Source organism: Microcoleus sp., from assembly GCF_049646505.1.
GTDB lineage: Bacteria > Cyanobacteriota > Cyanobacteriia > Cyanobacteriales > Microcoleaceae > Microcoleus.
The window spans coordinates 1-12681 of the sequence record NZ_JBARVX010000231.1 but is presented as its reverse complement, the minus strand read 5'-3'; the positions used below and the strand labels follow the sequence as shown (position 1 = coordinate 12681).

At 47.2% G+C, this 12681-nt stretch carries 9 protein-coding genes; 4 read left to right on the top strand and 5 right to left on the bottom strand.

Features of this window, described 5'->3' with window-relative positions:
• The first annotated feature begins 581 nt into the window (after window positions 1-581).
• From glp to rimM, 3 genes are all read left to right on the top strand, one after another.
• The gene (gene glp, locus WBA89_RS12585) at window positions 582-1856 is read left to right on the top strand and encodes a gephyrin-like molybdotransferase Glp (RefSeq protein WP_424406829.1); all 1275 of its coding nucleotides are present in this window, start codon (window positions 582-584) and stop codon (window positions 1854-1856) included.
• Between the two features lie 383 nt (window positions 1857-2239).
• Window positions 2240-2872 carry a response regulator gene (locus WBA89_RS12580; protein ID WP_424406825.1) on the top strand — a complete coding sequence of 211 codons (633 nt, stop codon included), beginning with the start codon at window positions 2240-2242 and terminating at the stop codon, window positions 2870-2872.
• A 236-nt stretch (window positions 2873-3108) separates the two neighbouring features.
• Window positions 3109-3747: a ribosome maturation factor RimM gene (rimM, locus tag WBA89_RS12575; protein WP_424406827.1), complete on the top strand. Its 639-nt coding sequence runs from the start codon at window positions 3109-3111 to the stop codon at window positions 3745-3747.
• Window positions 3748-4053: 306 nt separating this feature from the next.
• On the opposite strand, the gene WBA89_RS12570 is transcribed toward rimM, so the two are convergent.
• Window positions 4054-4518: a phosphate-starvation-inducible PsiE family protein gene (locus WBA89_RS12570; protein ID WP_424406823.1), complete on the bottom strand. Its 465-nt coding sequence runs from the start codon at window positions 4516-4518 to the stop codon at window positions 4054-4056.
• 532 nt (window positions 4519-5050) lie between these two features.
• On the opposite strand from WBA89_RS12570, the gene WBA89_RS12565 reads away from it, so the two are divergent.
• The gene (locus WBA89_RS12565; protein WP_424406821.1) at window positions 5051-5242 is read left to right on the top strand and encodes a hypothetical protein; all 192 of its coding nucleotides are present in this window, start codon (window positions 5051-5053) and stop codon (window positions 5240-5242) included.
• Between the two features lie 169 nt (window positions 5243-5411).
• Here the strand turns inward: WBA89_RS12565 and WBA89_RS12560 are convergent, their stop codons facing one another.
• The 4 genes from WBA89_RS12560 to WBA89_RS12545 form a co-directional block, all read right to left on the bottom strand.
• Entirely contained in the window at window positions 5412-5714 is a 303-nt protein-coding gene (locus WBA89_RS12560) for an RNA recognition motif domain-containing protein (protein ID WP_194064375.1), read from the bottom strand.
• A 446-nt stretch (window positions 5715-6160) separates the two neighbouring features.
• Complete coding sequence (locus WBA89_RS12555) at window positions 6161-8356, bottom strand: molybdopterin oxidoreductase family protein (RefSeq protein ID WP_424406819.1); 2196 nt, start codon at window positions 8354-8356, stop codon at window positions 6161-6163.
• A 527-nt stretch (window positions 8357-8883) separates the two neighbouring features.
• Window positions 8884-10377 (bottom strand): nitrate ABC transporter ATP-binding protein, encoded by a 1494-nt coding sequence (locus WBA89_RS12550; protein ID WP_424406817.1) that lies wholly within the window; start codon window positions 10375-10377, stop codon window positions 8884-8886.
• A gap of 142 nt (window positions 10378-10519) precedes the next feature.
• Window positions 10520-12547 (bottom strand): nitrate ABC transporter ATP-binding protein, encoded by a 2028-nt coding sequence (locus WBA89_RS12545; RefSeq protein ID WP_424406815.1) that lies wholly within the window; start codon window positions 12545-12547, stop codon window positions 10520-10522.
• Between the last annotated feature and the right edge of the window lie 134 nt (window positions 12548-12681).

Here is a 12681-nt window from a genome sequence, read left to right as displayed (position 1 = left end):
CCCCAACCCTCCCCTTATTAAGGGGAGGGAGTAAGAAATTCACAAATGATTTAGGATTGCTATATATGTGAATTCTGTAAATTTCGTTAATCAGAAATCCACCTGTTAAAAGAGCCGAAAATAAAATAAAGCGATTTTCTAAAGGGCGCGGTTGAATGCTACTTATATCATTTCCGGTAACACCGTCAGGTGATGTTGACTGTTGACTGTTGACTGTTGACTCGATTTTATTATTCCGATGCAACCGGAAACGATATTACTAATCCATAAGTAAAAGTACAAACAATCACTGGTACGGAACATAAAATCTGGAACATCCGAGTGAAAAATGCTACGCTGGGATTGGGTGAAAAATAAGGGTTAAAGAATAAATCGCTGCTTTTTAAACCAGAAAATTGAGTAAAAAATATCAAGACTGCGATTAGAAAAAAATAAACAATTGGCAACAAGAGCCGATCGATAAATAGTCATAAGCGATTGGCACAAAAATGCAGATTCACTGGTGAAACAGCCAAAAATCATATTACCGTTATTTCTGCTTTTTGCTAAACTAATTTAGTATTGTCAAAATGGTGACACTGATGCTGTCAGTAAAAGAAGCAGAATCGATCGTTCTAAATTTAGCGCCACCCCCCGACAGTCAGCGGGATGTAGAAACTGTAGACTTGCTGGCAGCATCGGGGCGAATCTTGGCTGCAAGCGTGACAAGTTCCCTGGATTTTCCCTATTGGGACAATTCGGCAATGGATGGGTACGCGGTGCGGTTTGCTGATGTGGAAAATTGCAGCGCCGAAAAACCAGCGGTACTCGAAGTAGTTGAGGAGATTCCAGCGGGATATCGGCCTCAAAATACGGTGCAGCCGGGCCAAGCGGCGCGAATTTTTACCGGTGCTGTGATGCCGGATGGTGCTGATACGGTGGTAATGCAGGAAGAAACGAGGCGTGAGGGCGATCGTATTTTTGTCTTAGTTTCTCCTGAAAAACCGCAAACTTTTGTCAGGCACAAAGGCGCTTTTTATCAAGCAGGAACAAATTTACTAAATCCGGGTACTGTGATTAACGCCCCAGAAATGGCGGTGCTAGCAACTGCACAGTGCCTTCAAGTTCCTGTTTATCGGCGTCTGCGGGTAGCAATTTTTTCGACTGGTGACGAATTGGTATCGCCAGACCAACCTTTGAGTGCGGGTAAACTGGTAGACTCGAATCAGTATGCTTTGACAGTGTTGTTGGTACAAATGGGATGCGAGCCGATTAGATTGGGAATAATTCCCGATAATAAAGATGCCCTGCAAAAGGCGATATATCGGGCTGTTTCGACAGCGGATGTGGTGCTTTCTACGGGCGGTGTTTCGGTAGGAGATTACGATTATGTTGAAAAAGTTCTGGCAGATTTGGGAGGTAAGATTCACATTCAGGCTGTGGCGATCAAACCGGGAAAACCTTTAACGGTTGCTGCATTTAAAAGAAGTGAAAAAACACCTGATGCGCCGATTTCGAGTTCGGATTGTCTTTATTTTGGTTTGCCGGGAAATCCGGTTTCAGCTTTAGTCTGCTGCTGGCGGTTTGTTGTACCTGCTTTGAGAAAGATGTCTGGGCTGGGTGCGGATGCTTGGGGGCCGGAGTTTGTCAAAGCTAGGTGCAATGCTGAGTTGCGCTCCCCAGGCAAGCGGGAAACTTATGTTTGGGGTAAACTGTATTTAGTTATGGGAGTGTGGGAATTTGAACCTGCTAGCGGCAGTCAAAACTCCGCCAACTTAATTAACCTTGCTAATACAACTGGTTTAGCAGTTTTGCCAGCAGCAGAAACCTGGATTCCCCCAGGCGAATTTGTTGAAGTTTTAAAAGTTAGTCATTAGTCATTGGTCATTAGTCATTAGTCATTAGTCATTAGTCATTAATCTTCCTTCTTCCTTCTTCCTTCTTCCTTCTTCCTTCTTCGTTCTTTTTACCCTGAGCGAAGCCGTTATAGCCTTCTTCCTGATGACGTTGGACGTTCGCTCGGAGGAGACAGCACTAATGACTACTATAGCCTTTCAAGCGAAAGATGAGGTACTATCCGGGATAGGGCATAGGGCTATGGGCATAAGGCATCGGGCATCGGGCATAGGGCATACCTCACTTTTGTGAGAACCGCTATAACTAATGACTAATGACTAATGACTACTGACTAATGACTACTAACTAATGACTACTGACTACTGACTACTGACTACTGACTTCTTCCTTCATCCTTCATATTATGAAAATTTTAATTGTCGAAGACGATCCGATGATGCAACTGGGGTTAGAACAAGTATTAGCAGATTCGGCAGACATCGAAATAGTAGGAACAGCAGAAGACGGCTATTTAGGAGTAGCTGCTGCACTCAAACTCAAGCCCGATATTATTGTGATGGATATCGGTTTGCCGAGACTAGACGGCATAGCAGCCACTCAAAAAATTAAAGCAGAAATGCCGGAAGTTCGAGTGGTAATGTTAACTTCTCACACGGCAGAAACTGAAATTATTGCTGCTCTTTCTAGCGGTGCTGATGCTTATTGTATTAAGGGTGCTTCCGCAGACAGGCTGTTAGCGGCGATTGCGGCGGCAGCAGAGGGTGCTACATACCTCGACCCTCAAATTGCCCGCACTGTCATCGAGCACCTCAAACCCCCGATGCCTGCTTCTACAACTACTTTTGGTCAGTTGTCGCAGCGGGAGTTGGAGGTGTTAAAGTTAATGGTGGAAGGTAACAGCAATCCAGAGATAGCAGCGGCGCTTTACTTGAGTCCAAATACTATTAAAACTCACGTTCGCGGTATTATGAATAAGTTGGCTGTGGATGACCGCGTGCAAGCGGCAGTTGTAGCGCTGAGAACCGGGTTGGTTTAAAGAAGTCATTAGTCATTAGTCAGCAGTCATTAGTCATTAGTCATTAGTCAGCAGTCATTAGTTATTTGCTAGCAATTCCCAATGACCAATTCCCTATGCCCTATGCCCAATTCCCAATTTCCTATGCCCAATTCCCAATTTCCTATGCCCAATTCCCAATTCCCAATTCCCAATTCCCTATGCCCAATTCCCAATTCCCAATGCCTAATTCCCAATTCCTAATTCCCAAAAAGTTTATGTCTGAGTGGATAGAAATCGGTACAATTGTAGCAGCTCAAGGTTTGTACGGGGAAGTGCGAGTCTATCCCGATTCGGATTTCCCGGAAAGATTTATCGAACCGGGGAAGCGGTGGCTTTTGCGCCCTAACAAAAGTGAACCGGAACCGATCGAGTTTTTGGGCGGTCGCTACATTCCGGGCAAAGGGCTGTATGCTGTAGAGGTGGAGGGTGTGGAAGACCGCGATGGCGCTGAGGCGCTGCGGGGCTGTAAGTTGTTTGTGGAAAAGACCGATCGACCTTACCTCGAACCCGATGAGTTTTACGTCCTAGATTTGATCGGTATGGAAGTTTTTAACCAGTTAACCGGGCAAATTTTAGGCAAGGTAAGCAATATTATTCCTGCAGGTAACGACCTTTTAGAAGTAGAAACAAATCTAACGCCGGAAATTGTCGTCCCCAGCCTAGAAAAGTCCAAAAAGGCTGAAACTCCCAAAGCAAACGCTGACCCCAGAAACACCCGCAAACCACGAAAAATCCGCGCTAAACAGCCTAAATCAACAAAAGTTTTGATTCCTTTCGTGCAAGAAATTGTACCAATTGTTGACTTAGAAAAAGGTAGAATGGAAATTGTACCTCCTCCTGGTTTGTTGGAATAATATCAAAATATTAGGGTGCGTCGCTAGCGAAATTTTGACGGCTATTTGAGGGGCGAGAAGCGGCGCACCCTACCGCTACAATTAAGCAAAATCAATTACAACCCAGCGCCTTTCCCCAGAAGCCGCGATCCATCAAATCTTCAGTTGGCTAGAGGGTTAAAAGTCAATACTCTTGAATTAAGACTGTTCTAGAGAGCTAGCGGTTCTCAAGCGTTGTGGCCCGGTTTGCCCGGTTTGGCCGATGCCATATACCCGACAGCTCCTCATATTTCTGAGAAATGCTATAAAATACTGTGTCTCTAGATATTAACTATCATGTCTTTGATTAGTATATCGTACTATTAAATAACTAATTGAAAGGGCAAAAATCGCCGCAGCTAGACCGATCAAATCCGAGGCAGTTTTTTTTTCTAGGTCTAGAATAATTATTTTTCTAGATACGGCTATTAAAGAAGTTACAATTACTAGCTCTACCTGAATTACGTGTTTTCTTAGATAAGCTGTAATATTTTCCAATATTTCCAGAGCAATTAAAACATTTAAAAACAGCCCAAATATGACAAACAACGTATCTTTTAACAAAGTCTCGTCGTGGTCGTTTAGCAATTCTTTTGTTAAATAAATTACTAAATCGCAAACGCTGACGATGATTACCAAAATCATCGCCAGTGAGAGAATTTTAGATATTATTACTTCTACACTTTCTGTAAAATGCAGAAAATTTTCATCACTGCCTAACTTAGAAATTTTCCTGAATATTTTTTTGAGCATACCCGCGAGTTCGTGTCGGTTGAATTGTCTGCAATCAAATTTTGTTCTGTGGTGGGGGCGGGTGTATATATCGATAGGCGATTGTCAGCCCCCATCCCGGCCGGACAAGCAGTTGCTCTTGCCTCAACCCCTACTCCCCTACAAGCAGGGCGAGTCGGAGGTATGCGAAGGGGTTCTCCCGGCAAGAAACAGTGTTAACCCAAGTGTATTGGTATATATAGCATTTCGAGCGAAAAATGAGGTGCCGCTGGCCTCCGCGGGCATAGACCTCCGCGGGCATAGACCTCCGCGGGCATACCTCACGACGATTGAGAACCGCTATAGATTGTTTTTCTGAATTATAGTGGTTGAAACCGACCCCTACAAATATTGCGCTTAATTTACCGCCCAGCCTATGATATCGTTTCCGGTTGCATCGGAATCATAAAATCGAGTCAACAGTTAATACCAATTTCATAAAGTAGCGCTAGATATTACCCCCCCCAACCTCCCGCGATTTCGGGGGGGAGCTAAAACTTCATCCATACCACATATGAAAGAAAAATGGTATAACACTCAACCATTCAGTTTTTCGACCCGCCCGCCAACAGTCAGTAGGGGCGGTGCCAAGAGTGCGGGCCCTGTTAACAGTCAACAGCCAACAGCCAACAGTCAACAGCCAACAGCCAACAGTCAACAATTCCCCAGAAGTGCAACCGGAATTGATATGATTTGTCATCATTGAATAAAATTTTCGCACAAAAAAGCCTCAAACTATTGTCTAGCAATATTTTGAGGACTTCAAGAATTGAGGCGATCGCACAATCAACTATCTATTCTCAACAAATAGTGATTGTTGACTTGGTTTTCGCCCCGGCAAACACACGATCGAGCTAAAATTTAGCTCTGGTGGTTTAGTAGCGAGAGGAGCGGTTGTTGTTGCCCCAGTTACCGCTGTTAGAAGAACCACGTTCTTCGCGGGGTTTTGCCTTATTGACCTTGAGGTCGCGACCCATCCACTCAGCACCGTCAAGAGCCTCAATGGCTGCGGTTTCTTCTGCTTCAGTAGACATTTCTACGAAAGCGAAACCACGCATCCGACCTGTTTCACGGTCAGCAGGCAATTGAATGCGCTTTACTGTTCCGTACTCTGCAAAAGTTTGGCTGAGGTGCTCCTGCGTTACTTCGTAGGATAAATTGCCGACATAGATTGACATTGAACATTCTCCAGAATCGAGGTTGTAGAGATTTAAATCCGGAGGAACGCCGATAGAACGAACTGTACTGCCGAAAATAAAGCTTTGTAAAAAAATCATAGCACCTATACCTGTAAACTGCAATTTTTTTACTCGATCGATCCAAAAGAAGATCCGAGGCGCAATCCCCGAGGAAAAACCCCGAATCAACAAGGAAAAACTCACAATTAATTTAATTCTCCCGGTTCCCCGGCACATCCCGATCGAGCGGTTCTGTGGGTGCGTTCTGGTCAAAGTTGCTCGACCGACAGAAGTTTGGACCGAAAGTACAGCAACCGGGGATTCTGCCATACTCTACTGCCTAGAAACCGGATTCCTTAACAAAAAATTATGATTTTGTCTGAGTCTGCGGGACGAAACCCAGGCGATGGTATTGATGCCGCTACACAAGGTGTGACACCCCAAACTTAGAGGGCAGCTCGAGCAGGAACGGCAACGGTAGATTTTTCCCAATTAAATTCCTCAACTTCTGCAACAACCGCCGGCGCAGTTTCGGCCCCCACCAACACCAATTGCACCGCACAAGCTTTTAACTCGGGCTGTTTGGAATCGGGACAACTTGCCGAATGAGTCATAGCATTGGCTTCAGCTTCTTCGGCCCACAGAGCACCCCAGTGCATCGGTACAAATAGCGTACCGGGGGCGATCGCCTTAGTAACTTTTGCCGGAAACCGAGCCTTGCCGCGGCGCGATCGAACTTCCAGCAAATCCCCCTCATTAACCTGCAATTTCGCAGCATCGCGCGGGTGAATTTCCAAAAACGGATCGGGATGCAATTGATTAATTTTCTCAGTTCTACCCGTGCGCGTCATCGTGTGCCAGTGTCCGTAAACTCTCCCCGTCGTCAACACAAACGGATAGTCAGGATCGGGAGGTTCAGCGAGTCCCCGCGAGTGATAAGCCGAAAATTTTGCCCGCCCGTCGGGAGTGTGAAAACGCCTGTCAGTATACAGCCGTTTCGCTTCGTTGGCTGGATGCGGAGGCTCGTTTTCGGGACAGGGCCACTGCTGGGGGCCTTGGAGGCGCAAATATTCGTGACTCAGGCCAGTTACATCGCAAGGCCTGCCCCTTGTCAACTGCACAAACTCTTGATATACATCAGCGCTGCTGTCGAAAGCAAAATGTTCGGCAAAACCCAAGCGGCGGCCGACTTCTGCAAAAATGCTCCAGTCATCGCGCGCTTCACCTGAAGGAATGTCGAAGCCCGGGCCTAGGGTGACGCGGCGTTCGGAATTGGTCATCACTCCGGTTTTTTCGCTCCACTGGGTTGCCGGCAGCAGGATGTGGGCGTAGGCTGAGGTTTCCGTGGGATAATAAGCTTCTTGATAAATCGTCAAGGGCGATCGCAGCAAAGCAGCCTTTGTCCGTTCCAAATCCGGCATACTCACCACCGGATTAGTAGCTGCAATCCACAGCAACTCGACATCGCCAGTTTCCAATCCCAAAATCATCTCCCAAGCAGTGCGGCCCGGATTTGGGGAAATGCTTCCCGGTGCAATGCCCCAAAACTCCTCAACTTGGGTTCTGTGTTCGGCATTTTTCACAAATCTGTAACCGGGGAGCAAGTGAGAGAGTCCTCCGGCTTCCCGTCCTCCCATCGCGTTTGGCTGGCCGGTGAGGGAAAACGGGCCGCATCCCGGTTTGCCGATTTGACCGGTCATCAAGTGCAAATTAATCAGCGATCGCACCTTTGCCGTACCTTCGGAGGACTGGTTGATGCCCATCGACCACAGCGACAAAACCCGCTGCGACTGTTCCCAATAACGGGCAGCAGTTTCTAAATCGCTAACACTAATACCGCAGCGCGAGGCGACAAAATCCGGCGTGTAGCTACTAATAACTTCCGCAAAAGCTGAAAAATTCTCCGTGCAGTCCTGAATAAATTCAGGATCTATTGCCCGTTTTCGCAACAGTAAATATGCAATTCCATTGAACAAATCTATATCAGTACCGGGCTTAATTGCTAAGTGCAAATCTGCCGCTTCAGCAGTCGGAGTCCGCCTCGGATCTACCACAATCATCTTGACATTTGGATTTTTTTTGTGATATTTTGCCAAACGGTTGAACACAATTGGGTGGCATTCTGCCGTATTGCTACCGACAATAAAAGCGCAATCAGTTAATTCTAAATCGTCGTAACAGCAAGGCGGCCCGTCCGAACCAAAACTTTGAACGTATCCCGAAACTGCTGAAGACATACACAAGCGAGAATTTGCATCAAAATTATTTGTACCCAGACAACCTTTGATGAGTTTCTGAGCAACATAATAATCTTCTGTTGCGAATTGACCCGAACCGTAAACGCACAAAGCATCGGGGCCGCTGCTACTGCGAATTGTTTGGATGCGGTTAACAATGGCATCGAAAGCTTCGTCCCAACTAGCGCGGCGGAAGGGTTGATCGAGAGTGTCTCGCATCATCGGATACAGCAGCCGATCGCTCCGAATGGACTCTGCTACCGTTGCTCCCTTAATACAAACCATACCCTGACTTGATGGGTGATTGCGATCGCCCCGAACTTTCCAACTTTGTTTTTTGTCGGGAACAACTTCTAGACCGCAACCTACGCCGCAGTAAGGGCAAAGAGTTTTTATAGTTTCCATCTGATGATTGTAGATGCTAATTTTTGAAAGCTCATGGATAATTGGTAATTTGTCATTATAATCAGAACAAATTGTTCCCAACAATGTATCAATTATTACAAAATTACCCAATAAACGCTTCACAGCAGCGGAAAATACCCTGATTTACAATTAACCGCTGTCTTGCTAAAACTCGCGATAACTATTATTTGCAGCCAGTTTGTGACAGATTCTAACTCCCCTGTAAAACAGCGGGCGAATACACTAATTGCCAATTTCATAAAGTAGCGCTAGATATTACCCCCCCAACCCCCCCCGCGATTTCGGGGGGGCTTCGGACTTCATCCATAGCACATATGAAAGAAAAATGGTATAATTGCCAAAAACGGAAACCAGACACTCCTGATTCGATATCCCAAATTTTAGACTTTCGTTCAAGTTCCCAGATTTATCTGTGAAATTAATTTTTAAGCTCAAATTTTGAATGCGAAAATCGACTGACTTGGTTGTTCGCAGCAATCTAAGATCCGCGCGCGGGAAGATTTCGCCTACTCGGCTGTTTTAACTTCTAATACGCCGCTGGGGCTAAAAGTTACTTGGAATTCAGCAGTTGTTCGATCGCCTGCGACGACACCTGCAGGAGTTTGCAAAACCGGCAGAGGCGTTTCTGTGACAAAATCTTTAGCTGCTTGATTTGTAGGATCGAACTGTAGGATATCGCCGTTTTGTTTCACTTTGACCCGATAAGTTAAACTTTCGGTAAATGTCGGAGTTGTCCTCCAATTTTGGTCAATTTGTGCATATAACTGGTTTTCGATCGCATCGAGTTCAGTTTTGTCAGAAATCCCTGATGCGGGGCTGTTAGTCGCAACAGGCGAGGTCGGGGCGATCGGCGCAGGGCTAGCTGCGATCGGCGCAGGGCTAGCTGCGATCGGCGCAGGGCTAGCTGCAATCGGCGCAGGGCTAGCTGCGATCGGCGCAGGGCTGGGGGGAGAACTCACAACCGCCGCTAAAGTAGCCATTGCTACGAACCCCGACACTGCGAGGATGCCGACTTTGAGTCGCGAAGCTTTTACGGGTTCGGTAGCGTGGGGCGTAAAAGATACCTCTGGCCTTGGCCTGTCAGCAACCGCAGACTTTTTGCCAGCAGGTACTGGTAGGGGTATCGCGACGGTTTCTGTTTCCGAGTCCGTTGCTTCCTCTTCTTCGTGGTGGGCGTAGCGGGAGAACAAAAACTCCAAAGCAAAATTCCGGAGTTCGTAATATTTCGGGTCTTCCATAACCCGCGTGCGGTTGCGGGGACGACTGAAGGGAATGTGCATATCTTCGCCGATGGAAGCTGCAGGCCCGTTGGTCATCATCACGATGCGATCGGCTAAAAACAAAGCTTCATCAATATCGTGAGTAATCATGATGACGGTAATTTTGTGCTCGCGCCAGATTTTGAGCAATTCTTCCTGCAATTCTTCCCGCGTAATCGGGTCTAGAGCTCCGAAAGGTTCGTCCAAAATCAACAGTTTGGGGCGAGTTGCTAGAGCTCGGGCGATCGCCACCCGCTGTTTCATCCCCCCGGACAATTGGCCCGGTCTTTTATTACCAGCTTCGGTCAGCCCCACTAATTCTAAGTTTTGTTTGACGATCGCATTGTGTTCCTCTGCGGACTTGTCAGCATAAACACTTTCAACACCGAGGTGGATGTTTTCAGTAGCAGTCAGCCAAGGTAGTAGCGAGTAGTTTTGAAATACCACCATGCGATCGGGGCCGGGTTCAGTAATCGGCGAACCTTCCAAAGCAACTTCTCCGCTGGTCGGCCCGTTGAATCCCGCAATCATGTTCAGCAAAGTTGATTTTCCGCAGCCGGAGTGACCGATCAAACAAATAAATTCGCCTTCATTAACAGTCAGATTTACACCGTCGAGAATGACAAAAGGTTTGTCAGGTTCTTTCTGATTGTTGTAAACCTTGGATACGTTTTTTATCGTTAAAAAGCCGGGTTTTTCGGTCTGAAGATTAGTAGTTTCCGGGGTTGTTAGAGTTTGCATATTTTCAGATAATGGCTGGTGTTTTTGAGGATTAGACATGAACCTTTTAGATTGATAGGGATTTTGGGAGTTGTGGAAATCGGAAAATGTGGAGTCTTGTTTCCCGATTCCTTGCTCCTAATTTCCTCTTCCTAATTACTGGTTATGCAGCAGGGATTTTGATAGAACACTGACTGCCTATTTGTTCAATTAAGATTTCTTCAATTCGGAGGCCGCGCTTGATTTTGACATTCTGAAGATAGTCGATCGGGTCGTCTAGATTAAACACAGTGCCGTCAAATAGCTCGATCGTCCGACGAACTCTCGAAATATCCGGCAAACCCAACTCGCGGACTGCTTGACCGAAAACATCGGGCCGCAAAACTCGATCGACCACTTCCACCCAGTTTTTCGGGAACGGAATCAGACCCCAGCGGGCCATCTGCGCCATCACCCACACCATTTCTAGGCGGTCTGGACAATTGGTTTTGTCAACGTAGAACTGGTTGAAGTTGTAGAGCATTTCAGGTTCTACCTCGGTGCCGCAGTTGTACGGATCGAGGAATCCAGGGCGGATGTTTTTGGAGTCTGCGCCGATGTATTGTTCTTGACAAATCAATCCCAGCACTTCTTCGCGGTTGCGGCGGTCGTCGCAGTAGTCGCAGGCTTCCAAAAGCGCTTTGACGAGGGCGACGTGGGTTTGAGGATATTTCTGAGCCCAATCTTCGGTAACACCGAGAACTTTTTCGATGTGTCCGGGCAGAATGTCGAGGGAACGGGCGATGACAAAACCACTACCGTCGTTGACTGCGTAGGAGTTCCAGGGGTCGCCGGCGCAGTAGCCGTCAATGTTACCTGCTTTTAAATTCGATACCATCTGCGGGGGCGGAATCACGGTCAAGCCCACGTCGAGGTCGGGGTCGATGCCGCCGGCGGCCAGCCAGTAGCGGAACAGCAGATTGTGCATGGAGGCGGAGTGTACCATCCCCAATGTGTGAGCTTTGTCGGGGGTGCTGGCGATCGCAGCTTTGAAATCCTCTAATGTCCGAATACCTTGTTTGTAGAGGTGTTTGCTCAAAACAATCGAATTGCCGTTGCGAGACAGGGTGAGGGCGCTACAGACTGGCACCGGTTGCTCGCCGTCCAATCCCAACAACATGGCGATCGGCATTCCTGCGACCATTTGCGCCGCATCCAGCCGTCCTTGGGCTACCCCTTTGGCAATTGCTTTCCAGCTTGGTTCGCGCACGAGGGTAACTTCTTCTAAGCCGTGGGCTTGGAAGAATCCTTTTTCTTTGGCTACTACTAAGGGCGCGCAGTCGGTGAGGGGAATAAATCCGATGTCGAGGTTGACTTTTTCCAGGCCGTTGCGGGCGATCGCGGGTAGTTGTTGTTGGGCCCGGCGCTGTTTGACGCGCTTTTGCTGGTTGAGGAAGTAAACCATTTCGTTGCGTAGCGCGTAGTAACTCGGATGGTTGACAACTTCCATGCGCTTGCGGGGGCGGGGAATGTCCACTTCGAGGATTTGTCCGATTTGCGCTTCCGGGCCGTTGGTAAGCATGACAATGCGATCGCTCAACAACAAAGCCTCGTCAACGTCGTGAGTTACCATCACGCTGGTGACTTTGCTTTCCTGGCAAATTTTCATCAACTGGTCTTGCAAACCGCCGCGAGTTAAAGCATCAAGAGCACCGAAAGGTTCGTCTAACAGCAGCAATTTCGGGCGAATCGCGAGGGCGCGGGCGATCGCCACCCGCTGTTTCATCCCCCCAGAAATTTCCCCAGGCCGTTTTTTGGCAGCTTGTCCGAGTCCTACTAATTTAATGTGGTGTTCTATGACTAATTCGCGCTCTTCTTGAGTGTTACCGCTGTAGATTTCATTCACTGCGAGGGCAATATTTTCGCGAACAGTCAGCCAAGGAAGCAGCGAATAATTTTGAAACACTACCATCCGATCCGGGCCTGGATCGCGGACTTCGCGCCCTTCTAAAATAATCCCGCCCTGACTTGCTGTATCCAGGCCGGCAATGATATTTAGCAGTGTCGATTTGCCGCAGCCAGAGTGTCCGATCAAGGAGATAAATTCTCCCTTTTGAATTTTAAGTTCGATATTTTTAAGAGCGATGTATTGCCCGCCATTTGGCAGATTAAATACGCGGTCTACGTGGTCTACTTCAACAAATATTGACATGATTTTTTTTAGGTAGTTTTTACTTGGTAGATGCTAATTATTTTAATTGGTTATTGGTTATTGGTTATTGGTTATTGGTTATTGGTTATTGGTTATTGGTTATTGGTTATTGGTTATTGGTTATTGGTTATTTG